The sequence below is a fragment of the Streptococcus oralis subsp. tigurinus genome (genome assembly GCF_002093545.1).
GTDB classification, from domain to species: domain Bacteria; phylum Bacillota; class Bacilli; order Lactobacillales; family Streptococcaceae; genus Streptococcus; species Streptococcus oralis_C.
In genome coordinates this window covers 633725-658491 of record NZ_LNVF01000001.1, presented here as the reverse complement: position 1 = coordinate 658491, position 24767 = coordinate 633725, and the positions used below count along the sequence as shown (strand labels likewise).

Here is a 24767-nt window from a genome sequence, read left to right as displayed (position 1 = left end):
CACTATATGTCAAGATATTTTACATATTTTCATGAAAAAAATGAGAACTAGAACTTACATTCTGTTCTCATTTTCGATTTTAACTTTTCTAGTTCTCCTATCCTGTTTTTAGGATCTAGAAAATGCTACTACCTTTACTTGCTCTCCTTTAATAAAGCCAACAACTTTTCAGCTTCAGCCATAATGGTATTGTTATCCTGAGCACCAAATAGCAGGTTATTTTTTAAGCCAGTGAGAGTTTCTTTGGCATTGGACTTGATAATGGGGTCTTGGATCTTTGCAAGTAGCTCTTCAGCCTCTCTCAACTTCGCTTCAACCTTTTCAGTCTCGACCTGAGGTTCTTCTGGTTCCTCTGGTGATTCTTCCCCCGGCTTCTCAGTTGGTTTTGGAGATTCTGGTTTCTCACTTTGAGGCTTCTCTTCGCGAGGTTTTTCTTCCTCAGGTTTGTCTGTCCGAGGTTTCTCCACTGATGGTTTTTCAGTATGATTATTATCAGCTTGACCATTTTGGTTTCTTTGAACATGGTCACTTGCATTGCCCCAACCACTATCTGAATGCGGACGTTCGTTTGGATGTTCGACATAGTACTTGACAGTCGCAAAGAGATCTTCTAGACTATACCCCTTAGGTGCCTCATAAAGTCCTTCGTCAAACCACTCGAATTTGATGTTATGGTAATGATCATAATGAGGAATAATCAAGCTTCCGTTTTTGACTTCCACAGTATGTTGAAGATTGTAAGGTATACGATCAAGTGGCACCTTCTTAGCTGCTTTCACGCGGTTGTAGATAGCTTCTGCTCCCTTAGCCTCAGTATTTCCTGAATTCTGATGGTCTGTCGAAGGAGGTGTCAAACCTTTCTCTTTAGCATAAGCCTGGGCTGCCGCTCTTTCAGCTTCAGACAAACTATCTTTCTTAATCCAATGACTGTGGGTCATATGCGGAGTTACATAGGCATCCCCCTCATCACTGGTGATATCACGAGGATCAAAGATATAGCCATCTTCTGTTGTATACTTGCCTGCCAATTTGGCTACTTGAATCTCATCATCAGTGTAGGCAATTTGCGCATTTGGTTTTCCTAAACGTTCTGGATGACGAATCGGTGCTAGAAAGGCCAAGATATCATCCACCAACTTGACTTTATCACTTGAGGTATCATTGAGACGTTCCAACAGTTTATCCAAAGTGTCAAAATCAGCTTGGCGCCCTTTATTATCAAGTAAGTCTTGATGAACTCTTGCTAGCAAGTCATAAGCCTTATTATAAAATCCTTGATCACCAGATGGGAGGTTGGTTTTCTTAGCTCCGAGCTTATGAGCTAAACTTTCTTGCTTGGCTAGCTTACTATCAATGGCTGCAGTAGTTTCAGCTGATAATTCCTTGGCAGGAATATAACGAGATGTTCCATTCTCCTCAAATACATAACCATCATCTACTTTTCGAATTGCCTGTTTGACCAATTTTTCGTCAATTGGATTGCTTGGAGATGGTTGAGGATTTGGTGCAGGTTGCGGGCTTGGACTAGGTTCCGGAGTCGGTTGTGGACTTGGTTGTTCTGGTCTTGAATCTGGCACCCTATGGTTCGAACTGTACTGTAGAGGAATAATACGAGCGATTCGTTCTTCCAATTCAGACATCTGTGAATAAGGGATGAAATGGTAATGGTTCCCATGAGGCACAGCAACTCCTCTAGCTGTTCGACTTGTAATCTGTGCTGGGTCGAAGACAAGGCCATCAGATTCTACGTGTCGTTGGCTGAGTGGCAAGGCGTAAAGTTGTTTCAGAAGGCTATCAATATCCTCATCACTCTGACTTGCTTGGTTATCGTCGCTACTGTTGTTAGCTGTGTTCGTGTTCGTATAGCTGTTGCTTTGATTGTTATAGCTGTTGCCTTGGTTATTATAGGATGGGGTCCATCTATCTATATCGTAACTACTACTGTTGTTATTGGTACGGCGATAAGTAGGCGTATTCGATTGACCACTTCTACCAGATAGGAAGGCTTCTGCGGCAGCCAATTCGCTGGCTGATAACTCACTCTTAGGAATGTAGTGGTAATGGTCGCCATGAGGAACGATGTAAGCATCACCAGTATCTTCAATGATATCAGAGGCATTAAAGATGTAGCCATCATCTGTGGTGTAGCGTCCTTGTGAACGTGCCAAAGCTACCGCACCATCATTTGCTGAAGTTCCTCCTTCACGATGCTGACTATGCTCTTGTTTTTGTCGATTGATTTCTTCTTTCGTACGAACATTATCTGCATGGGCCGTATCCTTAAGGTATACATAGTATTTTCCATCTACCTTGATAACATAACCACCCTTGATTTCACTGACAATATCCTCGTCCTTGAGCTGGTAGTTTGGATCCTTCATCAGCAACTCTTCACTGATGATAGCGTCATAAGGGACTTTGCCATTATAGTAATGATAGTGGTCGCCATGCGAAGTGACATAGCCCTGGTCTGTTATCTTGATGACGATTTGCTCCGCATTGATGCCTTCTTTCTTGCTGACTTCATCAGGAGTCAGATTCTCTGTTTTTTGCGCAGCCTGTTTTCCATCTATATAGGAAACACGATTATTTTCTTTGACCGTTCTAGCTTGATACAGTCCCAACTCATAAGAACAAACACTTAAAATTAAAGCTGCCGCAGAACCAGCTAGATATTTTTTATTAATTTTCATCGAAACTCTCTTTCTTTTTGATATTTCTAGTTGCAATTCATTTCTAAATTGCAGAAACTCCTCTCTAAAAGTTAACTGGTTAATAGTTTACTCCTAAATTTGGAACTTGTCAAGAATTTTATGAACCAGTTAACGATTTTTTTGTTTTCTACACTATCTTCTATCTGAACAGTCTGATTTGAGAATCCTATATTGAAAATCAATCACCAAATTTTTTAAAAAAAATCCCTGCAACCGAGTTGCAAGGACCTTTCAATTAATCAAAGTCAACGTATTCTTTTTGAAGTTCAAGAACTTCTTCCATTGTTGAGCATTCTGTAAGGGCACGGTTTGCGTACTCTTCCATCTTAGCTGTATCCAATTTCTTCATCAAGCTACGTGTACGAAGAACAGATGTTGCTGACATAGAGAACTCATCCAAGCCCATTCCTACAAGAAGTGGAACTGCTTTTTGGTCACCGGCCATCTCACCACACATACCAGCCCATTTACCTTCAGCGTGAGCTGCTTTGATAACGTTGTTAATCAAACGTAGGATTGATGGGTTGTATGGTTGGTAAAGGTATGAAACTTGCTCGTTCATACGGTCTGCTGCCATTGTGTATTGGATCAAGTCGTTTGTACCAATTGAGAAGAAGTCAACTTCTTTTGCAAATTGGTCTGCAAGCATTGCTGCTGCTGGGATTTCGATCATGATACCAACTTGGATATTATCCGCAACTGCAACACCTTCAGCAAGAAGGTTTGCTTTTTCTTCGTCAAAGACTGCTTTCGCTGCACGGAATTCTTTCAAGAGCGCAACCATTGGGAACATGATACGCAATTGACCGTGTACAGACGCACGAAGAAGGGCACGGATTTGTGTGCGGAACATAGCATCTCCAGTTTCAGAAATAGAGATACGAAGGGCACGGAATCCAAGGAATGGGTTCATTTCATGAGGCATATCGAAGTAAGGAAGTTCCTTATCTCCACCGATATCCATTGTACGAACGACAACAGGTTTACCGTTCATTCCTTCAAGTACAGCCTTGTAAGCTTCGTACTGCTCGTCTTCTGTTGGGAAGTCTTGAGAATCCATGTACAAGAACTCTGTACGGTAAAGACCGACAGCTTCGGCACCGTTGGCATTGACACCTTCAACGTCTTTTGGAGTACCGATATTGGCAGCCAATTCAAAGTGTTTGCCATCAGCAGTTACTGTTTTAGCATCTTTCAAGAGAGCCCATTCAGCTTTTTGCTTCGCATAAGCTTCACCAGCAGCCTTGAATTCTGCCGCTTGCTCATCAGTTGGGTTGATAATCACTTCACCAGTGATACCGTTAACAGCCAGGATATCACCATCTTTAACAATTTCAGTGATGTTGTTTGTACCCAATACTGCCGCGATTTCAAGTGTACGCGCCATGATAGCTGAGTGGCTTGTACGTCCACCGATGTTGGTTACAAAAGCTTTTACAAAGTTTTTGTCCAATTGAGCTGTATCGGAAGGAGTCAAGTCATGCGCAATCACGATCACTTCTTCATTGATAGAAGCTGGGTTTGGCAACTTCTTACCAAGGAGATTTGCCAATACACGTTTTGTCACGTCGCGGATATCCGCTGCACGTTCTTGCATGTATGGGTTGTCTTCCATACCTTCAAAGATAGTGATAAACATGTCTGTCACTTCTTTCAGACCTGCTTCTGCATTCACTTTCTTCGCACGGATTGTTTCCTTGATTTGGCTGATCATTTCTGGGTCAGCAAGAACCATTAAGTGAGCGTCAAAAACTTGAGCTGCTTCTTCACCGAGCGTACCTACTGCTTTCTCACGAATAACAGAAAGCTCGTCTTGTGATGCTTTTAGAGCGGCATCAAGGCGAGCTTCTTCTGCGTTTGTATCTTCGACTGTAATAGTCTCAAATGACAAATCCGGTTGAACGAGTAGATATGCTTTTGCAACTGCAACACCGTCTGATGCTGCGATTCCTTTAAGCATTTCTGTCATTTTCCTTATGCCAATCCTTCTTTTTCCATAGTTTCAGTGATAGCAGCGATTGCGTCGTCAGCATCTGCACCTTCAGCTAAAATTGTGACGTCAGCACCTTGGCCAACACCAAGACTCATAACACCCATGATAGATTTAAGGTTTACTGATTTACCTTTGTATTCAAGAGTGATATCTGAAGCAAATTTGCTAGCTGTTTGAACCAACAATGTTGCTGGACGTGCGTGAATACCTGTTTCTGCCACTACGTGGAAATCTTTAGAAGCCATAGTTTGACTCTCCTTTAGTTATTTCTTTTTTGGATTATATGTGATAACCCTTACAAGACTGTATTATATCACCTTCTAGATAATTTTTCAAGTATTTTATGGACTTTTACTGAAAATGAAATTGCTTCTTTTTTCTATCATACAGGTACTATGGGAAATTTAGGCACTAATTATTAAAAGAATATTACCTTCAAAATTCCAATTTTCAAAGCTATTTTCCCTTAATACCAATCAGAGGACAATCCTAGTAAATAATGAAATAATACTATTTAACTATAATTAATATAACTCAGTAAATCTATTATTTGAAAAGACTTCATCAAATACTAAATACTGAAATTCTAAAACCTACTCTTACCATCAACAGTAGAGAATTTATCCAATTTGCTACTTAAAGTAAAATAAGTTTGTAGCCCCTAACAGTAAAAAGGTAGATATATCTAAGTGGTATAAGTAGAGCTAAAACTTTGATTGATTCCATTCAAATAAAGTATCCAACCAATCAAAAACGACATTATGGGCGAGTCTTAGATTATTGACTTGGCAATGAGCGTCCGCACCACTTTCCGCCTCAAATACTTGAAGTTTAGTTTGTTGATTTTTAGATTTAAGTGCTTCATAAATTACCTTAGTTTGATGCTGCAGTTCAGCACCCTCACCCTTTCCCATGATAAAAAGGCATGGGCATTGAATTTTTTGATAATCCACAATCTTTGCATGGTTAAATACATCATCAATAGCACTCTTAAAATCAGAAGTACCAAACTGCCATGCATACTTTTTAAGATTTAAATTTGCTGATTCATTCAAATTTCCAGCTAATTTTAAAATGGCATTTATTAACCAACTAGGTGCTTTCAAACTTGATCCAAATTCTTTTCTGAAAAGTTCTGCAACATCGTAAATAGGGGTACTAGCAATCCAAGCATGAATTCTTGGATCCTTTTCGACAGCTTGTGCGGTAAAATATCCCCCTCCGCTGACACCATAAATAGCTAAATAATTTAGTTTAGGATTTCTATTTTCCAACCAGTCTATGCATAATGAAATTGGAATAGAAGCATCCACATCAAAGACCAGCCCTCTACTAGGATTGCTCCCTTGACCAGGAAGATCAACCATTAAAACATTATAATTTCGTATCCATCCAGGATATCCTGCAAAGTAAAATAAATCTTCGCGATAAGTATCACCTCCACCAATCATGATTAGCGTTGGACAATTATCACCGCTATGAAGATAATACCCAGGCAAGTAAGAACCCTGATAGGGAATAGTTAGTTTTTCAATCGGTGCACCTAGTGAATGAATTGCACTAGAAAACACCTTCTCCATTTGACGAACGGTCGGTAAATACTCGTCAGAAAATGGATCGGTAAACTGAATTGCCGAGCGAAGTGAGTAGGTCTGTGCAAGATAATACTGCGCCTTTGTTTGTTCACTCAATCCTGAATTACTTGCTTCTTGTTCAAGGTAGTTTACATGCGATAAAAATACATTTTTCCAGTCATCAGGCTTTGGTGAGTTCCCCAATCTTTGAGCAAGATAATAAAGCTCTCCATGAGTGAAACCAAAAATTTCACCGATTCCTAACAACCAATTAAAGAAAAAATCCGTATCACCATTCTTAAAAAATATTTGAGTTGATTGCCGTTTTAAAATAACATCATTTTCTTTCACCACGCGCCTCCTAATTCTGTGTTCTTTCATTCATTTAATCTAATTATAATCTGATAACATTCTCTATCAAGCAAAAGCATCCAGATATCCATTTTCTAATCTTATAATCACAGATACTATATCACATAAAATGAACTTTCTCAAACATTGTATTTATATACTCCTTATAAAAGGATACGAAACTCATAAGTATCCTATATAAAATTAACCAATGATCCATTTTTATGAATACAGCATAATCTGTCATTTCCACTTTTGTTATATTTTAGATATTCTAATACAAAATATTGGGACATCTTGTGTAGAAAATTTCTTTTTTCGTAAATATCACAGTTTCTGTTTTGTTAAAGCATTGTCTCAGCTAGACTTATTCCTGTTCTTACGATTTTTGCTATTTTCTTCGTTTTCCTTTCTGATAACTTGCTGAAAATCTTCTATTCAAGTTGCCAATATACAGTATGTAGTTTTTTTATTTTGAGAAAGTTTGACAATTCAACGGAAGTCAAAATTTATGTTTCAAAAAAACACTATATCTTGTGTTTTGATTTCAAAACTGTAACTTTTTAGCACAAGATTTAGTTTAAAAAGTTTGACAAAGTTTTTTTTTCTGATATACTAAGAAAGTAATCTATTTTGAAAGAGGAGTTACGAAAATGGTAACGGTTTATTCTAAAAATAATTGTGTACAATGTAAAATGACCAAACGTTTCTTGGATAGCAACAACGTGGCTTATCGTGAGATCAATCTTGACGAGCAACCTGAGTACGTCGATCAAGTTAAAGAGCTCGGTTTCAGCGCTGCTCCTGTTATCCAAACACCAACTGAAGTCTTTTCAGGTTTCCAACCAGGAAAACTGAAACAATTAGCATAATCTTAGTAAATCATCCAGAAGAAACTCGCTTCTAGGGCTAACTTAGAGGCCTTTCTTTTGTAATCAGGTTAGATAAGGAAAATTTTATGGGATTAAAACATCTTGAAGACGTGACTTACTTCCGTCTCAATAACGAAATCAACCGTCCTGTTAATGGACAAATCATGCTGCATAAAGATAAAGAAGCCTTGGATGCCTTCTTTAAAGAAAATGTAGTACCAAATACAATGGTTTTTGATTCGATCACTGATAAAATCAACTACCTCATTGAACACAACTACATTGAAACAGCATTTATCAAAAAATACCGTCCAGAGTTTTTGGAAGAATTATCTCAATTTATTAAAGAACAAAACTTCCAATTCAAATCATTCATGGCTGCCTATAAGTTTTACAACCAATATGCCTTGAAGACTAACGATGGGGAATACTACCTTGAAAGCATGGAAGACCGTGTCTTCTTTAATGCACTTTACTTTGCTGACGGGGATGAAGCAATTGCGACTGATATTGCCAATGAAATCATCCACCAACGCTACCAACCTGCTACTCCTTCCTTTTTGAACGCAGGTCGTGCTCGTCGTGGGGAGTTGGTATCTTGTTTCTTGATTCAAGTAACTGATGACATGAACTCTATCGGACGTTCTATCAACTCAGCTCTTCAACTTTCACGTATCGGTGGTGGTGTAGGTATTACTCTAAGCAACCTTCGTGAAGCTGGCGCACCTATCAAAGGTTATGAAGGAGCAGCTTCTGGTGTCGTTCCAGTTATGAAACTCTTCGAAGACAGTTTCTCCTACTCAAACCAACTTGGTCAACGTCAAGGTGCTGGTGTTGTCTACCTCAACGTCTTTCACCCAGATATCATCGCCTTCCTTTCCACTAAGAAAGAAAATGCTGATGAAAAGGTTCGTGTAAAGACCCTTTCACTTGGTGTTGTAGTACCCGATAAATTCTACGAATTAGCTCGTAAAAATGAAGAAATGTACCTCTTCAGCCCATACTCTGTAGAGCTTGAGTATGGTGTACCATTCAACTATATTGACATCACTGAAAAATACGATGAATTAGTCGCAAATCCAAATATCCGCAAGACAAAAATCAAGGCGCGTGATTTGGAAACTGAAATCTCTAAATTGCAACAAGAATCTGGTTACCCTTATGTAGTCAACATTGATACGGCTAACCGTGCAAACCCTGTTGATGGAAAGATTATCATGAGTAACTTGTGTTCTGAGATTCTTCAAGTTCAAGAACCAAGCTTAATCAACGATGCTCAAGAATTCCTTCAAATGGGAACGGACGTTTCATGTAACCTTGGTTCAACCAACGTGGTCAACATGATGACCTCACCTGACTTTGGTCGTTCTATTCGCGCTATGGTTCGTGCCCTTACTTTCGTTACAGATAGTTCACACATCGTAGCTGTCCCTACTATCGACCACGGAAACAGTTTAGCTCACACCTTTGGTCTTGGTGCCATGGGGCTTCATAGCTACCTTGCCCAACAACTGATTGAGTACGGATCACCTGAGTCAATTGAATTTACAAGCATCTACTTTATGCTTATGAACTACTGGACCTTGGTTGAGTCAAACAATATCGCGCGCGAACGTGGCATCACCTTCCACAACTTTGAAAAATCAGACTATGCTAACGGAAGCTACTTTGACAAGTATGTGACAGGCGAGTTTGTTCCAAAATCAGACCGTGTTAAAAAACTCTTCAAAGATGTCTTTATTCCAAGTGCTGCTGATTGGACTGAACTTCGCGAAAAGGTTCAAGCAGATGGTCTTTATCACCAAAACCGCCTTGCTGTAGCTCCAAATGGTTCTATCAGTTACATCAACGATGTTTCTGCATCTATCCACCCGATTACGCAACGTATCGAAGAACGCCAAGAGAAGAAAATCGGTAAAATCTACTATCCAGCTGCAGGCTTGTCAACAGAAACTATCCCTTACTACACTTCTGCTTACGACATGGATATGCGTAAGGTAATTGATGTTTACGCTGCTGCGACAGAGCACGTGGATCAAGGACTTTCACTCACCCTCTTCATGCGTAGCGACATTCCAAAAGGTCTTTACGAATGGAAGAAAGAAAACAAACAAACGACACGTGACCTATCTATCCTTCGTAACTATGCCTTTAACAAGGGTATCAAGTCTATCTACTACGTCCGTACCTTTACAGACGACGGTGGGGAAGTTGGTGCTAACCAATGTGAAAGCTGTGTGATTTAATTTTAGTCAAAGGCAACCACATTTTCTCAGACTACTGATTAAGTTACCCGTCATACAAAACTTGATAAGTATCTTAAATACTATGAAAAACTAAAAAGTCGGGCTTCCGACTTTTTGTGCGATACTCTTCTCAGACTATGATAAAATAAAGAGGATTCGACAATCGCATTATTACATACAGAAAGAGATTTCAAATGGAAACTTACTACAAAGCCATTAACTGGAATGCCATCGAAGATGTCATCGACAAATCAACTTGGGAAAAGCTGACAGAGCAATTCTGGCTTGATACGCGCATCCCCTTGTCAAATGACCTAGACGACTGGAGAAAACTATCAAACAAGGAAAAAGACCTAGTAGGAAAAGTATTTGGTGGTTTGACCCTTTTGGATACCATGCAATCTGAAACAGGAGTTCAGGCGCTTCGTTCAGACATCCGTACACCGCATGAGGAAGCTGTTTTCAACAACATCCAATTTATGGAATCTGTCCACGCAAAATCTTACTCTTCTATCTTTTCAACCTTGAATACCAAGGCTGAAATTGAAGAAATCTTTGAATGGACCAACACTAATCCCTACCTACAAAGAAAAGCGGAAATTATCAATGAAATCTATCTCAATGGTAGCCCACTAGAAAAGAAAGTTGCCAGCGTTTTCCTTGAAACCTTCCTCTTCTACTCTGGTTTCTTTACACCACTTTACTATCTCGGTAACAACAAACTGGCCAACGTTGCGGAAATCATCAAACTAATCATCCGTGATGAGTCTGTTCATGGAACTTACATTGGTTACAAATTCCAACTTGGTTTCAATGAATTGCCTGAAGAAGAGCAAGAAAAACTCAAAGAATGGATGTACGACCTGCTCTACACTCTCTACGAGAACGAAGAAGGTTATACTGAAAGTCTCTATGACGGTGTTGGTTGGACCGAAGAAGTTAAAACCTTCCTTCGCTACAATGCCAATAAGGCTCTTATGAATCTTGGACAAGATCCACTCTTCCCAGATTCGGCTGATGATGTTAACCCAATCGTAATGAACGGAATCTCAACAGGAACATCCAACCACGACTTCTTCTCCCAAGTCGGAAATGGTTACCTTCTTGGTGAAGTTGAGGCCATGCAAGACGATGACTACAACTACGGTTTAGATTAAAAATAAGCTTTAATCCATACTTCTCACAGTTTGTTTAAACAGACTGTGAGATTTTTGTTTTTGTTTTATTTTGTTTTTTTCTATTTGATTGATTGAGCGTTTTATGGTAAGATAATAATAGTAGAAATCGAGGTGATAAGGATGCTAAAGCAAGAAAAACTAGATAGTATTCTAGAAGCAGTAAACACAAAAGGCACTATTACTGTAAAAGAGATTATGGAGAGTCTTGATGTATCAGATATGACAGCTCGCCGCTACTTACAAGAATTGGCAGATAAGGATTTGCTGGTTCGTGTGCACGGTGGCGCTGAAAAACTTCGTACAGGTTCTCTCTTAAACAACGAACGCTCAAACGTTGAAAAACAAGGCTTGCAGATTGCTGAAAAACAAGAAATTAGCCGTTTTGCAGGTCATTTGATTGACGAAGGTGAAACCATTTTTATCGGGCCAGGAACAACCTTAGAATGTTTTGCTCGTGAGCTCCCTATCGATAACATTCGTGTTGTAACAAACAGTCTTCCTGTTTTTCTCATCCTAAACGAACGAAAATTAACAGATTTGATCTTGATTGGCGGAAATTATCGCTCTATCACTGGTGCTTTTGTAGGGACACTTACCTTGCAGGATTTGACAAACCTTCAGTTTTCTAAGGCATTTGTTAGCTGTAATGGTATTAAGAATAAGGCAATTGCTACTTTCAGTGAAGAAGAGGGCGAGGTACAACGAATCGCCTTGAACAATGCCAATAAAAAATACTTACTGGCAGACCACAGCAAGTTTAATAAGTTTGATTTTTACACTTTCTACAATATCTCAGAGATTGATACCATCGTTTCAGATTCCGAACTGAGTCAGGAGACATTTGAAGATCTGTCGAAACAAACAACCATTCTTTTATCAAAACCATAAAAATTCCCCTGCCTTTTGGCGGGGAATTTTTGTTGAATTTTATTCAATAAGTTGTGTCTCAGCTAGTTTTTTATACCAGTGAGCCGATTTCTTTGGATAGCGCTCCTGGGTTTCAAAATCAACATAGAAGAGGCCGTAACGCTTTTCATAACCGTTTGACCATGAGAAGACGTCCATCAATGACCAAATGAAGTAACCTTTTACATTAGCTCCATCTGCAATCGCATCAGACAAAACTTCCAAGTGCTGCTTCACATAATCAATCCGCCCATCATCGTAGACTGTCCCATCCACAAACTCATCTTTGTATCCGAGACCATTCTCTGTGATGTAGATTTTCTTGTAATTTGGGTAATCTTTCTTCACGCGCATGATTTGATCATACAAACCTTGAGGATAGATAATCCAATCCCAGTCCGTACGTGGCACATAATCTGGAGCTACTCGACGTCCAACTCCCTTAATCTGATACTTAGAGCTTCCTTTTTCACCTTTTCCATTGTGGATGATTTCCGTCTCTCCATCAAAGGCTTGCATCCAATCACTCATGTAGTAGTTAATGCCGAGGAAGTCATTCAAGTCTTTTGCTGCTTCTAATGCATCGAAGTCTTCTTCACGCAAATCTAAGCTTCCACCATTGACTGCTAAGATATGGTTGACACCTTCCATGGTTTCTTCGGAATAGCGTCCTAGATAAGTCGCATCCAAAATAAATTTATTGTGGATGATATCTTCCAGCTCAGCAGCGCGAACATCTGCTGGATTATCTGGATCCAGAGGATACTTAGTAGGCAGGGCATGAACCACACCAATTTCACCTTTATAACCTTTACCTTTATATAGCTTGACTGCACGCGCATGCGACACCATCATATTGTGATGAGATTGGAAGACTTTGGCAAGGTCGTACTGAATACCTGGAGGGAATTTCCCAACCAAGTATTGACCATCACCAATTGGCCCAATTTCATTAAAGGTTGTCCAATAGTTAACTTCAGGAAATTCTTCAAAACAGAAAGCCGCGTAGTCTACAAAGTGTTCAATGTTTTCACGGTTTAAGAAGTCTCCATTTGAATGTAGAGCTTCTGGCGTGTCAAAGTGATGAAGAGTTACAAAGGGCTCAACATGCCGTTTGTGACATTCTGCAAATAGATTATGATAGAACTCAACCCCCTTGTCATTAACCTTCCCATAACCAGTTGGAAAGATACGTGACCAAGCGATTGAAATACGGATACCATTGACACCATACTCTTCTGCAAGTTTGAGGTCAACTGGGTATTTGTGGTAGAAATCACTGGCTGGTTCAGCAGTGTACCAGTAGTTATCTTTGAGGTATTTGTCCCAGGCAACTGGTCCTTTACCATCGGTATTGGTCGCACCTTCTGCTTGATAGGCTGCTGTTGCCCCGCCAAAAATAAAGTCTTTTGGAAGTGTTTTTGTCATTTGATTCACCTTTCAAGAAATAGAAATGAGATGGAGATAGAGTTGGGAGGAGTTCCGCCATCTCACTTCTTTGCTATTTACATTTTATTCTTCGAACTGCGCTTGAACAAAGGCAAGAGCGCCTTTTCCATCACGAGTCAGTTTAATGTATTGGCCACCTTCTGTCTTGGCAAGTTTGATACCAAGTTTGTCGGTTTCGGCCTTCATGTCTTCAAAGTTTGAAGCTACTTGAGGAGCAAGGATAACTAGATCAAACTCAGGCAACATTTCACGGTGAGCACCATAGCCACCAGCTGCTGCTTTAACAGGAACTTTGTACTCTGCAGCTGCCTTGTTTAGAGCATTTGCAAGGAGACCACTTGTACCTCCTCCTGCACAGAGAACGAGAACATTTGTTTCTTCTGTAATTGTGTTTTGCGCTTCTTCTACACCTGCTTTTTCAAGAATAGCATCTGCTTTGGCAGTATTGAAGTTTGCTGCTACTTTTTCTTTCAATTCATCATTGGCTTTACCTGAACGCTCTTCTTCAAGAATTTGTTCATCATAAACCTTGAGGAATGGATAGTAAATGGCTACGTCAACAAGGATTAACAAAGCAGCAAGTACAAATGACAAGAATTGGAAGTTTGTACCGAGAACAATACCGAGCGGACCTGGTGTTGTCCAAGGAAGGTTGGCAGTAAATGAGTTCATGCCAAGCGTCTCAATGAAGAATTTAAAAATCCATACGTTGGCAATTGGCGCAAAGATGAATGGAATAAAGAAGATTGGGTTCAAGACAAGCGGTGCACCAAACAAGATTGGTTCATTTACACCAAAGAAAGTTGGAACTACTGAAGCACGTCCGATTGCACGGTTACGTTTCGATTTGGTTAACCACATGAACATGAATGGAACAACCAGTGTCGCACCAGTACCACCCATGGTAACGATAAACATTTGTGTACCAGAAGTAAGAATCTTGTCAGCGTGCATACCTTGTTGGAGAAGGTTCAAGTTGACTTCGGCATTTGCATAGGTAATCGCTGCGATAGCAGGTTCAACGATAGATGGACCATGGATACCAACAAACCAGAAGAAGGCAAAGGCACCAAAGATAATGGTAATACCTAGATAGCCATCAGCAGCTGAGAATAATGGTGCAAAGAATTTACCGATTGATTCAGCTACGCTTGCACCAACAAAATGACGAGCTAGTAAATCAAGAGCATAAAGAGAAACCACTGATAGAGTGAATGGAATCACATCTTTAAAGACTTGTGAGATATTTGGTGGAACTTCGTCAGGCATACGAATAGTGACGTTGTTCTTAACACAAACCTTATAGATGGCTACAGTAACAAAGGCAGCAAGGAAGGCCGAAAGCAAACCTTTTGTCCCCAAGAATCCAGTAGCTAGTCCATTTTCGATAGGATCAGCTGCTAACATTAACAAACCAACAATCGCAGCCAAAAGTGTCGACATATAGTTGATTTGGTTGGTTTTCTCCATGCTACGGTTTACTGAGTCGGTCAATGACTTAGCTGTTGTACCAGCTACCAAGAGAGCTAGAATCCCCATTGAATAGCTATAAGGTTTCATGAGGAGATTGACAACATCGTCAGACCATTTAAAGCCCCATGAGTTAGGAACAAAGGCAATCAAGATAAAGATACTTGAGAAGAGAATGACTGGCATCCCAGCAATGAAACCATCACGAATAGCGCGAAGGTAGATATTACGAGACAGTTTTTCAAAGAAAGGCTTTCCTTTCTCGATAAAAGCAATTAGTTTGTTCATTACTTAACTCCTCTCTTGTAAAGTTCGATTAAATGGTGCATCAAGTCTTTGAGCAAGATAGTTGTCATCAAGTGATCCTGACCATGCATCATGGTCACACTATAGGCCAAATCTTCACCAGCTGCTTCCTTGGTCAATAGACTTGTTTGCGCGTGATGAGCCTCGGCGATACAGCCACCAGCTTCCTCCACGAGAGTATCAGCTTTCGCAAAATCGCCAGCTTCAGCAGCCTTCAAGGCTTCCAATAGTTTCGAACGAGCATCGCCAGCATAGGCTACGATTTCAAAACCTAACAATGTTACTTCTTCTCTATTCATGATAGAATTCTCCTTATGTATTTTTAATTAAATTTTTATGACAATAAACGTTGGATATGTAGAACTAGATAAACTCGCTCACTCTTATACAAATCAAGACCCGTATGTTGCGTAATCACATCATAGATCTTGGAACCCACCTCAAACGCTTTTGGATAGGATTGTTTAATATGATCTTCCATATCCAGAAGTGATTGGTTATCATCTCTAGATCTGTCTAAATAATCCAAGAAATAATTCAAATGAATCATAAAACGATCATAGAAATGATTATTCTCTTTGGTTCGTTGAATTGCATAACACTTTAGCACTTCTTCGACATTCCTGAGAATTTCTTTCCTCTTATCAATCGACTCCACAAGTTCCACTTCATTTTCACCTTCAGCATTAATGAAATGATAAGCAATCCGAATAATTTCATCCTCAGGGAAATGATCTGTCAACTTCTGACGATAGATTTCAAAGGCTTCCTTTGCGATTTGAAAAGCGACAGGATACTTAGTGGAAATATCTGGCAGATTACTATCCTTGTACCTTCCTTGTACTAGAGCTTGGTAAGAACAGTAAATATGATCTGTCAATGTCACATAGAGATACTCTTGAATCGGATAATGATATTTCTTAGAAAGCTTATCAATAATCTCATAGGTCACTGTGATAAAATCCAGCGGAACATCTTTGAGCAGAGCCATAAAATTTTCTCTGGACTCTTCTGTCTTCATCCGAAAGATTTTCTCAACTTGTTCTTCAGCAATCAAATCCCCCTTCTTTTTCCCAAATGCAATCCCCTTACCAATCACAATCACTTCTTCTCCTTTGTCGTTTCTGACAAGCGAGACGTTGTGATTCATTGGATTTAGAATTCGATACATGGCAACCTCCTTTTATCTCTTAATGGTATATGAGTATAAAAAATGACCACAAATGAACTAGAAAATCTACCGATTTCTAATTCACCTGTGATCATGCCTAATATTACTTAGTAACACTCACCTTGTATTAACTTGTGATTTAAGTATAGCACAAGTAAGTTTTTTTGTAAACCTTTACATTCAACTTTTTTTAAAATTTTTATTTAGATCAATGTTCCTAAGATTAGGGGGAAAACTTATACACGTTCAGTCCATGAAGTCGCTGTGGTTTGGAGAACTTTGTTGAGTTCATCAATGTTCTCAAATCCAGTTGTGCGTAGCCATTCACGAGCTGCTGCTTCACCGTCTTTGATGTAGGCTTCAACTGATCCAGCCCAAGTTGCACGGCCACAAAGAACACCGTTGAAGTTTGCGCCTGATTCGTGGGCAAAGACAAGTGTTTCTTGGAAGAGTTTAGCTGATACACCTGCACTTAAGTAGATGTAAGGAAGATTTGTTGCTTCGTCTTGCGCTTTGAAGAAGGCTGCTGCTTCTTCACGTGTATATACTACTTCACCTTCAGCGAAGCCTTCAACATATTTAATGTTAACAGGAACTTCAACTTTCAAGACATCAATGTTAAAGCGTGGGTCTGAGAAGACCTTCATGGCACCGATAACCTTGTGTGGTTTCACTTTGGCATATTCTGCAGAACCTGCATCAGCAATTTTTTCATCGTAAGCGAGGATTTCAAGGAAGAATGGAATGTCTTCCGCCACACACTCAGAACCGATGCGTTCGATGTAGGCTTGTTTTTGTTGGTTGAGTTCGTCAGAGCTATCTACATCGTAGTAAAGCAAGAACTTCACAGCGTCTGCGCCTTGTTCCTTGATGCGTTTTGCAGACCAAACATCCAAACAGTCAGGCAAGCGTTTGGTGCTTGTTGTATCGTAACCAGTTTTCTCATAAGCAAGGAGAAGACCAGCATTGGCATCGAGAGCTTTTGTAGCTGGAAGTCCATACTCAGGGTCGAGAAGCATAGAGGATGCGTATTTAGTCAATTCATCTGCAACCAAAACTTTGAGTTCTTCCATTTGAGCGACTGTTGGCTCTTCTGTTTGGTATTGAGCCATGAGGCGTTTCAAAGCACCACGTTGGTCAAAGGCAAGAGCTGAGATAATGCCATTTTCATCTGAGAGTTTTTCTAAGCGTGCACGTTTTTGTTCTGTTAAAGCCATTTTATACCTCTTTTACTATTAATTGATCATATAGAGCCTGATAGTTGGCCATATTGACATGACCTGTCATCTTTTCTTGAGCATTGAGCATACCAAGGACATTTGCCTTGATGAGGAGTTCTTGATCAGTTGCCTTATGAAGAAGTCCTGATGAAATACCTGCAACAGTAGAATCTCCAGATCCGACAGGATTGACCACCTGAATTCTTGGAATATCTACCTTGTAGAAAGTATCACCATGTTTTGCAAAAACACCATTTGCACCAAGTGACACGATAATCCACTCAATCCCTGCAAATAGAGGCTCTTGAAGAACTTCTTTTAATTCATCCAAATCCTCAGAAACTTCTCTACCTAGAAGCTGAGACAATTCTTCGTTATTTGGTTTGATTACTGTTGGTTTGTGTGGTGATTCAAGGACAGCCTGAAGAGCTGCACCTGAGCAGTCTAGAACAACTGGTTTGCCTGCTTGATTAGCAAGTTCTACTAAGCTTGCATAATAGTCAACTGGAAGCCCAGCTGGCAGACTACCTGAGATAGCGACTACTTCCACAGTGTCAAGGAGATTTTCGAAATGAGCCAAGAAATCTTGCCCTTCTTGTTCAAGAACTTCGGGACCTTTTTCAAGGATTTCTGTTTGGTTTTCACCGTGTAGAATAGCAATACAGTTACGAGTCTCTCCTTGAATCGAGAAGAAACGTTTCGTTACTTTATCATCGATATGCTCTACTAAAAACTCACCAAGTTTACCACCGACCAAACCAGTAGCAACAACAGAATCGCCAAATTCTGAAAGAACTCGTGTAACATTAAGACCTTTACCACCAGCTGTCTTGGTCACGTCCACCACACGGTTGACAGTGTCAATTTTCAATTCATCCAGAGGATAAGAAATATCAATGGATGGATTCATTGTGACTGTTAAAATCATGCGTCACCTCTTAGTCGTGGTATTCACCGCGATCCCATTTTTCAAGGAATTCTGTAAAGAAGTTTGCATCTGCTTGATGAGCATTGTGAGTTTCAACGTGCTCAATTTTCGCAATCAATTTTTTATTTTCTTCTGATGGTTTGTATTCAGCATTGATGAAAGCTTCAATGATATCGCACATGAGCAATTCACCAGTGATTTTACCACCAAAACCAATAACGTTGGCGTTCAATTGTTCTTTTGCATAAAGAGCTGTTGTCATATCACGAACCAAGGCAGAACGAACTCCTGGAACCTTGTTGACAGCGTTGTTGATACCAACACCTGTACCACAGATACATACCCCAAGATCAGCTTGACCGCTTGTAACGGCTTCACCAACTTTTTTACCAAAGATTGGGTAGTGAGTACGTGTGTGGTCATAGGTACCAAAGTCGATGACTTCATATCCTTTTGATTTCAAAAATTCTGAAACCGCCATTTTTTCATCTGTTACGATGTGGTCACATCCAATTGCAATTCTCATTTTAACTTACCTTTCTTACTGTAATCTAATTAGCACATTTTGTTCAACATATCAACACGAATTTGGTGACGACCACCGTCGTATTTACCGTTAACAAAACCTTTAGCAATATTTTTAGCCAATTCATCACCAACAAGTTGTGCACCCATAGTGATCATACGTGAGTTGTTGTGGCCACGAGTCATATATGCTGAGCGTTCATCTGATACTTCTGCGGCAACCATTCCTTTGATTTTTGTTGCGACCATGAATGGACCAGCACCATAAGCATCAATCACGATACCAAGATTTTGTTCTTCTTTGTTTACTTCTGCGGCAACAGCAAGAGTTACATCAACAAAGTCTTGACCTTCAGCTGTAACATCCACAACGTGGAAGTTTTCTTTTTCCAAGAAGTCTTTCACAACTTCTTTCAATCTCAAACCTGCAGCATCTGCACCGATAACAATAGACATATTGTATACTCCTTTTTATTTTTCTAGGCTAGTAAAGACTTTTATAGTTAGCAGTTTACCTACAAAAGACTTTCTAGCAGTTTAGTGATAAATTTGATTGAATGAGATGAATATCATCTTATCCAAGTCCAGGAAATCAAGTTCCTGGAAACAAACTTTCTCCTCAAAAGAGAATATAACAAGCGATTGTTTGTTTGTTACAAACATCATTTGTTGTTTACAAACATAATATACTCCTATTTATAGAAAAAGTCAACAGTAAATGTTTGTTTTTGTGGTTTTTTATCTAAAATATTTCAATATCAAAGCCAATCTGATCTACTTGACCAGGTTCTAGGAGACGAACGTTTTTCTTATCTTCTAAATGATCTCCTTCTTCAAGAGATGTTGACAAGCCAGACCATGGTTCAAACGCAATGAAAGGTCCCTTATTCAAAGTTGACCAGATAATGAGATTTGAAAACTCTTGGAAGTGTACTTTTAATTCCTTCTCATGCTTACGAGAACGAAGGGCAATTGTTCTGGATTGCAACTCATCCAAAGTCACTGCATCAAGACTAAACAGATCATAACTGAGGTCCACTTCCTTTTGTGAATCCAACCATGGACTTCTATCTTGAAAGTCTAACATGCCTGTTTCTGGGAAAGGACGGGGAACAGAGCAAGTCTCTTCTTTCTCAAACTCTAAATAGTAATCTTCATAAGTTTCGCCATCTAGTAGAGGGCAATTAAACCCTGGATGTCCTCCTATAAAGAATGGCATTACTTTATTGGTTTCTTTATTGAAGACTTTGTATTGAGTACGAACAGTCTTGCCGGTCACTAGATAAGTGATTTCAAGGCGGAAGTGATAAGGATAGTTTTGATAAGTATTCTTATCGTCTTCGATAGCAAAAGTAACACTGTTTTCTGTCTGAACAACTAAGTCAAATTCTTTTTTACGGACCAAACCATGGCGAGGAATGTTTCCTTTCGTCTCTGTTCCATCTGCGTGACTGTAGAAGGCTGTATCTTCTCTTAAAGAGCCACAGATTGGAAAAAGTACTGGAGCTTGTCCACTCCAGTAAGTGGCATCTCCTTGCCACAGATACTCAATGCCTTCTCGATCCTTGATCGACGACAAGGCGCCACCTAAGGTTTTAAACTGGACCGTTAACTGGTCTGATTTGATTTCAATTACCATTATTTTCTCCGATTTCTTGATAGTTTATAAAAAACTAGGCTGTCACTCCCCATTAGGAAACTGACAACCTAGTTTTCACAATTTACATTTTATAGGAGCGAATTATTTAGCATTTGCTGCGTATTCTTCATTACGTTTAATCATTTGTTTTCTATACCAAGCAAAGATACCTACATAGAATACAAGGAAGACTACTGCGCCAAGGATTGCTTTAATATCACCTGTTGTGGCATTACCAATTGCCCAACCAAGAAGTTTTTCGATTGGTCCTTCAAGAGTTGAGTGAGTAATCAATTGAGTTTGACTCACACCTTCTGGGAAGGCACCCACACCTTTAGCAAGTTCAGTTGCAAATGGTGCAATAAGTGTACCTGAAAGAAGGAAGAGTGGCAACAAGAGAGTTCCGAAGATGATCATACGGAGCAATTTACCACGAGTAACAACCAAGAGAGCTGGAGTTACACCCATTGCGATGATACCTGCAAGTGGCAAGATACCATTTCCGACTTTAGAAAGAAGTACAGCTTCTACTAGCATGATAGGAGCAAGTACGTTGGCACAAGCCCAGATTTCAGCACGACCAGCGATGAAAGGCCAGTCAAGACCGATGTTAAATTTACGTCCTTGAAGACGTTTAGTAGCAACGTTTGTAATACCTTGTGAAAGTGGTTCTACGGCTGCAATGAACCAAGATCCGATAAGTGAGAAGAGCTCCAAGCAGACACCGGCAGTCAAACCAAGGCTCAACCAACCTTTAATAACAAGTTCCCAAGATGCCGCTTCTTCTACTCCAGCAACTGGATGTGGAGTTCCCATCAAACCGATAACAATACCAAGGATGAAACCGATGAAGAATTTAGATCCCCAGAAACCGATTTTTTTATTCAATTTTGCAGCGTCAAAGTCGTATTTATCAAGACCAGGCAATACTTTATCAAAAATCTTATCCAAGACCATGATAACTGGGTTCATCATGTAGTTCATGTGAGTTGAAGTCATTGGTGATGAACTTGGTGCATTAAGAAGGTCGTCGAATGTTGGTTTCATCAAGTCAGAGTTGATGATTTTCAAAATACCTACAAGGACAACTGCTGCAGTTGCGATGAAAAGGGAAACCCCTTGGCTAACTCCATTGTTGTCTGCGTACCATTTGATCAAAAGACCAGTGATTGACAAGTGCCAGATATCGAAGATATCAACGTCAAGTGTGTCTGTTTTCTTCATTGCAAGCATCACAACGTTGACAATCAACATCACAAGCAAGAAGTAAAGTGTCCAGGCAGAACCCCAAGTGATAGTAGCAAGTGGTGCCCAACCAACGTCAGTGATGTTCAATTGAATACCAGTGTTTTCAACGAATTTCGCAAGTGATGCTGAGAAAGCTCCGTTGAGCATACCGATAATAGCACCGATACCAGTAAGAGCGATGGCAAGTTTGATACCACCTTCAAGCGCTTTGGAGAATTTCACTCCAAAAAGTAGGGCCAATACTGTCAAAATGATCAGCATGATGATAGGGCCACCCATAGCCAAGATAGGTTTGAAGATATCGTTGGCCAGATTGATAATGACATCCATAATAGTTCCTCCCGTTTTTCTAAGTTATATGAATGTTAACAAGATAAAGGATAAATTAGCTTAGTCCATGTTCTTTGATAGCTGCTTCAATATTGTCAAATACTGGAGCACTCATCGCTGGAATACGGAACAAGATTGGTCCAGCTTCAATTACTGGAATTCCTGGTTCAAAACCAAGGTCAGTTGCAGCGATTGGCGTGAAGATATCGTATCCCTTGATAAGGTCTTCGTTTACATCTTTCACCATGACTGCATCACAGTGAACGTCATAACCACGATTTGATAGTTCTTCTTCTAGAGCACTTTTAATTTGGTGACTTGAGTTAACACCTGCACCGCAGGCAGCAAGAATTTTAATCATTTGGATTTCCTCCGATTTTATATTTTAATAGACAAGATTAAGCTGTTGCTTCAGCAATATAAGCATAAAGTTTTTCTGGTTCAGAAATTTTTGATAGATCTTCTAGATGATCCTTCCCTGTAAAGAAATCCATCAACTGAGCCAAAATATTCGTTTGACTTGAACTTGAATTGTTAATGATAAAGAAGAGCAGTGAAACTTCAACCTCTCTATAAGGAGCAATCATATTGTGAAAAGTTACTGGTTTTTCTAATCGAACAACCACTACTTTCTCAGCTAGATTATGAACAATATCTGTATGAGGAATCGCTACATTTGGCAAATCCTTTCCTAGAAATTCCATATCTAAGCCAGTTGGAAATGACTTCTCACGCGCGATCAAGGCTTCACGATAAGTTGGAGTAACGATTTCTCGTTCTTCCAATAAGGTTGCCACCTGATTAAAAAGTTGTTCTTGATTATCCGCTTCTAAGCAAAACACTAGGTTTTTGTCAAAGAAATGATCTAACCCCATAACCTTTTCCCTTCTTTCAATTATCTTTTATGGTATAAGTATAACACTATATGAAATCGTTGTCAATATTTTTTTGTTTCATTTTGTTCATTTTTTTGTAATTTTTGTTTTGTTTCAAGAATATAATCAATATCAAACATTTCTATTTTAAAATCTACAAAAAAAGAAGGCTCAAGCCTTCTTCTCTTTCCTTACTCAATAGTAGATAAAATCTCTTCTAACTTATGGTAATCTTTTACACTATCAATTTCATAAATGCTATTGTCTTCTAATTCTTCAACATACACATCTAATTCTTTGATATTATCCTTAACCATGTTGTCCCAGTAGAGATCTACAAATTCACCACTTGCATATGCTTTGTCAATAAAGCCAACAATCTTCTCTGCAGTTGGAGCATCCCAGAATGAAACCCCACTCAAAATTCGACCAGCTTTGCTGTCAACAATGATGTCTTGAACCTTATAGTCATCACCATAAACCAAGAACCACTCGTTCGTACAGTCTTCACGATAAACGCTGAAATAGGTAGAACGTTTGAGATCGTTTCTAAACATATTTTTGAAAAGATAGTTATCTGCATCGATGACGTAGCTGTTAGCCAAATCTTCTTTTACTAGATAAAGTGAGTAAAAGTTATTGTAATCAGCATACTTGTCGTTAAAGACTAAACGGACACCATATTTCTCTTTTAGGTAGTCAAATTGTTCTTTTAGGTAACCGACAACGATGATAATCTCATCAATTCCTCTCTCTTTCAAAAACTCGATTTGGTATTCTACCAAAGGTTTTTGATTAACCTTAACCAAAGCTTTTGGGGTATTTTCAGTCATAGGGCGCAGACGAGTTCCTAATCCCGCTGCTAAAATAATCGCTTTCACATGAATCTCCTTTATTCTTTAATAATAATATAAACACCAGCCATAACAATAAGTGAAGTGATAATTGTCAGCATATCTAGCGGTGCACCTAAGAAAACAGCTGCAAATAAGACAGTCCAAACTACATAGCTCACATTCAAACCTGTTGCTTTCGCAGGTTGCAAACGATTAATAGCGATATAATAAGCTAAATAGGAAATCATATCAAAGGCCGCAAAGACAATCAAGAGCCCTAGTAATTGTCCGTTTGCCACTTCTGCAAATGAATGGTGAGAAAAGAGTACAATCACAAGATAGGACAAGAATGAAGTTACTTGTCGGATTAACAAGGCTTCAATTTCACTTAATTCACTTTCCATAGCATAGGAGCTGAGAACACTTTCACTCCCCCAGGCAATGGCACAGATAAGGGCGCAAAGAATTCCAATGTAAAACGAGTTAACTTGTTCAACCTTGTAGGTTTGAGCAATGATAGCTGCAATAATCAAGAAAACACCGAATACTGTGTTCTTTGAAACCTTGTGTTTCAAAATGAAGAAGGCGAGTAAAACTGAAACTGCCGGGTAAATAGCAGATACAGATGAAGCTAGAGAACTACCAATATATTTAACCGCATAAAGATTGGCTTGCATACCAATTGGTCCAGCTAGCAAAGCACCGATTATAACACTTACATTTCGAATATTTAAGAAAATCGAGAGGCGAACTTTTCCTTCTTTTACCAAAAGAAAAGCTAACAAGATAAAGATACTCAAGAAATCATGAGCAGCAGCCACCACAAAAGGCGAAAGATTTGTAAAAATTGAAAAGATATAAGCACTAATCGTTAGACCTAATCCCCAGAAGATACCAGAGAGCAGACCAAAGGAAACACCATTTTTATTCTTCATC

Annotated in this window: 22 protein-coding genes; 4 read left to right on the top strand and 18 right to left on the bottom strand. The window is 39.4% G+C overall.

Annotated features, from left to right (window positions below; all coding sequences use genetic code 11):
• Positions 1-134: 134 nt before the first annotated feature.
• The 4 genes from ATE34_RS03290 to ATE34_RS03275 all read right to left on the bottom strand — a co-directional run bounded on the left by ATE34_RS03290 (position 135) and on the right by ATE34_RS03275 (position 6632).
• On the bottom strand, positions 135-2693 hold the full coding sequence (locus ATE34_RS03290) for a pneumococcal-type histidine triad protein (RefSeq protein WP_084911063.1): 2559 nt from the start codon (positions 2691-2693) through the stop codon (positions 135-137).
• Between the two features lie 256 nt (positions 2694-2949).
• Positions 2950-4683 (bottom strand): phosphoenolpyruvate--protein phosphotransferase, encoded by a 1734-nt coding sequence (gene ptsP, locus ATE34_RS03285; RefSeq protein WP_084854184.1) that lies wholly within the window; start codon positions 4681-4683, stop codon positions 2950-2952.
• Positions 4684-4688: 5 nt separating this feature from the next.
• Positions 4689-4952, bottom strand: coding sequence for a phosphocarrier protein HPr (locus ATE34_RS03280; RefSeq protein WP_084911062.1), 264 nt, complete (start codon positions 4950-4952; stop codon positions 4689-4691).
• Positions 4953-5411: 459 nt separating this feature from the next.
• Positions 5412-6632: an alpha/beta hydrolase family protein gene (locus ATE34_RS03275; protein WP_084911061.1), complete on the bottom strand. Its 1221-nt coding sequence runs from the start codon at positions 6630-6632 to the stop codon at positions 5412-5414.
• Between the two features lie 653 nt (positions 6633-7285).
• On the opposite strand from ATE34_RS03275, the gene nrdH reads away from it, so the two are divergent.
• From nrdH to ATE34_RS03255, 4 genes are all read left to right on the top strand, one after another.
• On the top strand, positions 7286-7504 hold the full coding sequence (gene nrdH, locus ATE34_RS03270) for a glutaredoxin-like protein NrdH (RefSeq protein ID WP_000259241.1): 219 nt from the start codon (positions 7286-7288) through the stop codon (positions 7502-7504).
• A gap of 86 nt (positions 7505-7590) precedes the next feature.
• Entirely contained in the window at positions 7591-9750 is a 2160-nt protein-coding gene (gene nrdE / locus ATE34_RS03265; RefSeq protein WP_084911060.1) for a class 1b ribonucleoside-diphosphate reductase subunit alpha, read from the top strand.
• A 194-nt stretch (positions 9751-9944) separates the two neighbouring features.
• Positions 9945-10907, top strand: a complete 963-nt coding sequence (gene nrdF, locus ATE34_RS03260; RefSeq protein ID WP_033605642.1) for a class 1b ribonucleoside-diphosphate reductase subunit beta — start codon at positions 9945-9947, stop codon at positions 10905-10907.
• Positions 10908-11048: 141 nt separating this feature from the next.
• Positions 11049-11816, top strand: coding sequence for a DeoR/GlpR family DNA-binding transcription regulator (locus ATE34_RS03255; protein ID WP_084911059.1), 768 nt, complete (start codon positions 11049-11051; stop codon positions 11814-11816).
• A 39-nt stretch (positions 11817-11855) separates the two neighbouring features.
• Here ATE34_RS03255 and lacG read toward each other — a convergent pair whose 3' ends face one another.
• From lacG to ATE34_RS03185, 14 genes are all read right to left on the bottom strand, one after another.
• Entirely contained in the window at positions 11856-13262 is a 1407-nt protein-coding gene (lacG, locus tag ATE34_RS03250) for a 6-phospho-beta-galactosidase (RefSeq protein WP_084911058.1), read from the bottom strand.
• A gap of 84 nt (positions 13263-13346) precedes the next feature.
• The gene (locus ATE34_RS03245; RefSeq protein ID WP_084911057.1) at positions 13347-15041 is read right to left on the bottom strand and encodes a lactose-specific PTS transporter subunit EIIC; all 1695 of its coding nucleotides are present in this window, start codon (positions 15039-15041) and stop codon (positions 13347-13349) included.
• Positions 15041-15358, bottom strand: coding sequence for a PTS lactose/cellobiose transporter subunit IIA (locus tag ATE34_RS03240; RefSeq protein WP_001078327.1), 318 nt, complete (start codon positions 15356-15358; stop codon positions 15041-15043). The genes ATE34_RS03245 and ATE34_RS03240 overlap by 1 nt, the downstream gene beginning before the upstream one ends.
• A gap of 35 nt (positions 15359-15393) precedes the next feature.
• Positions 15394-16230 (bottom strand): PRD domain-containing protein, encoded by an 837-nt coding sequence (locus tag ATE34_RS03235; protein WP_084911056.1) that lies wholly within the window; start codon positions 16228-16230, stop codon positions 15394-15396.
• Positions 16231-16466: 236 nt separating this feature from the next.
• Positions 16467-17447, bottom strand: a complete 981-nt coding sequence (gene lacD / locus ATE34_RS03230; RefSeq protein WP_084911055.1) for a tagatose-bisphosphate aldolase — start codon at positions 17445-17447, stop codon at positions 16467-16469.
• Between the two features lies 1 nt (position 17448).
• Complete coding sequence (locus ATE34_RS03225) at positions 17449-18378, bottom strand: tagatose-6-phosphate kinase (RefSeq protein ID WP_084911054.1); 930 nt, start codon at positions 18376-18378, stop codon at positions 17449-17451.
• A gap of 10 nt (positions 18379-18388) precedes the next feature.
• A complete protein-coding gene (lacB, locus tag ATE34_RS03220; RefSeq protein ID WP_001216921.1) occupies positions 18389-18904 on the bottom strand; it encodes a galactose-6-phosphate isomerase subunit LacB in 516 nt (171 codons plus the stop codon).
• A 29-nt stretch (positions 18905-18933) separates the two neighbouring features.
• Positions 18934-19359, bottom strand: coding sequence for a galactose-6-phosphate isomerase subunit LacA (gene lacA, locus ATE34_RS03215; protein ID WP_000029277.1), 426 nt, complete (start codon positions 19357-19359; stop codon positions 18934-18936).
• A gap of 286 nt (positions 19360-19645) precedes the next feature.
• Complete coding sequence (locus ATE34_RS03210) at positions 19646-20542, bottom strand: aldose 1-epimerase family protein (protein WP_084911053.1); 897 nt, start codon at positions 20540-20542, stop codon at positions 19646-19648.
• A 102-nt stretch (positions 20543-20644) separates the two neighbouring features.
• Positions 20645-22120 (bottom strand): PTS galactitol transporter subunit IIC, encoded by a 1476-nt coding sequence (locus ATE34_RS03205; RefSeq protein WP_000382524.1) that lies wholly within the window; start codon positions 22118-22120, stop codon positions 20645-20647.
• A gap of 55 nt (positions 22121-22175) precedes the next feature.
• A complete protein-coding gene (locus ATE34_RS03200; protein WP_000590551.1) occupies positions 22176-22481 on the bottom strand; it encodes a PTS sugar transporter subunit IIB in 306 nt (101 codons plus the stop codon).
• 37 nt (positions 22482-22518) lie between these two features.
• A complete protein-coding gene (locus ATE34_RS03195; RefSeq protein WP_180382662.1) occupies positions 22519-22995 on the bottom strand; it encodes a PTS sugar transporter subunit IIA in 477 nt (158 codons plus the stop codon).
• A gap of 191 nt (positions 22996-23186) precedes the next feature.
• The gene (locus tag ATE34_RS03190) at positions 23187-23876 is read right to left on the bottom strand and encodes a sugar phosphate nucleotidyltransferase (RefSeq protein WP_000643949.1); all 690 of its coding nucleotides are present in this window, start codon (positions 23874-23876) and stop codon (positions 23187-23189) included.
• Between the two features lie 11 nt (positions 23877-23887).
• The gene (locus ATE34_RS03185) at positions 23888-24766 is read right to left on the bottom strand and encodes a DMT family transporter (protein ID WP_000791838.1); all 879 of its coding nucleotides are present in this window, start codon (positions 24764-24766) and stop codon (positions 23888-23890) included.
• Position 24767: the final 1 nt, after the last annotated feature.

Bases quoted from the DNA above. Each gene is read 5' to 3' on its own strand.
- nrdF (WP_033605642.1), top strand. From the start codon at position 9,945: ATGGAAACTTACTACAAAGCCATTAACTGGAATGCCATCGAAGATGTC.
- ATE34_RS03200 (WP_000590551.1), bottom strand. From the start codon at position 22,481: ATGATTAAAATTCTTGCTGCCTGCGGTGCAGGTGTTAACTCAAGTCAC.
- ATE34_RS03210 (WP_084911053.1), bottom strand. From the start codon at position 20,542: ATGGTAATTGAAATCAAATCAGACCAGTTAACGGTCCAGTTTAAAACC.
- ATE34_RS03205 (WP_000382524.1), bottom strand. From the start codon at position 22,120: ATGGATGTCATTATCAATCTGGCCAACGATATCTTCAAACCTATCTTG.
- lacA (WP_000029277.1), bottom strand. From the start codon at position 19,359: ATGTCTATTGTTATCGGTGCAGATGCTGCAGGTTTGAGATTGAAAGAA.
- lacD (WP_084911055.1), bottom strand. From the start codon at position 17,447: ATGGCTTTAACAGAACAAAAACGTGCACGCTTAGAAAAACTCTCAGAT.
- ATE34_RS03235 (WP_084911056.1), bottom strand. From the start codon at position 16,230: ATGTATCGAATTCTAAATCCAATGAATCACAACGTCTCGCTTGTCAGA.
- ATE34_RS03195 (WP_180382662.1), bottom strand. From the start codon at position 22,995: ATGGGGTTAGATCATTTCTTTGACAAAAACCTAGTGTTTTGCTTAGAA.
- ATE34_RS03225 (WP_084911054.1), bottom strand. From the start codon at position 18,378: ATGATTTTAACAGTCACAATGAATCCATCCATTGATATTTCTTATCCT.
- ATE34_RS03280 (WP_084911062.1), bottom strand. From the start codon at position 4,952: ATGGCTTCTAAAGATTTCCACGTAGTGGCAGAAACAGGTATTCACGCA.
- nrdH (WP_000259241.1), top strand. From the start codon at position 7,286: ATGGTAACGGTTTATTCTAAAAATAATTGTGTACAATGTAAAATGACC.
- ATE34_RS03245 (WP_084911057.1), bottom strand. From the start codon at position 15,041: ATGAACAAACTAATTGCTTTTATCGAGAAAGGAAAGCCTTTCTTTGAA.
- ATE34_RS03240 (WP_001078327.1), bottom strand. From the start codon at position 15,358: ATGAATAGAGAAGAAGTAACATTGTTAGGTTTTGAAATCGTAGCCTAT.
- ATE34_RS03255 (WP_084911059.1), top strand. From the start codon at position 11,049: ATGCTAAAGCAAGAAAAACTAGATAGTATTCTAGAAGCAGTAAACACA.
- lacG (WP_084911058.1), bottom strand. From the start codon at position 13,262: ATGACAAAAACACTTCCAAAAGACTTTATTTTTGGCGGGGCAACAGCA.
- ATE34_RS03290 (WP_084911063.1), bottom strand. From the start codon at position 2,693: ATGAAAATTAATAAAAAATATCTAGCTGGTTCTGCGGCAGCTTTAATT.
- nrdE (WP_084911060.1), top strand. From the start codon at position 7,591: ATGGGATTAAAACATCTTGAAGACGTGACTTACTTCCGTCTCAATAAC.
- ATE34_RS03185 (WP_000791838.1), bottom strand. From the start codon at position 24,766: ATGAAGAATAAAAATGGTGTTTCCTTTGGTCTGCTCTCTGGTATCTTC.
- ptsP (WP_084854184.1), bottom strand. From the start codon at position 4,683: ATGACAGAAATGCTTAAAGGAATCGCAGCATCAGACGGTGTTGCAGTT.
- lacB (WP_001216921.1), bottom strand. From the start codon at position 18,904: ATGAGAATTGCAATTGGATGTGACCACATCGTAACAGATGAAAAAATG.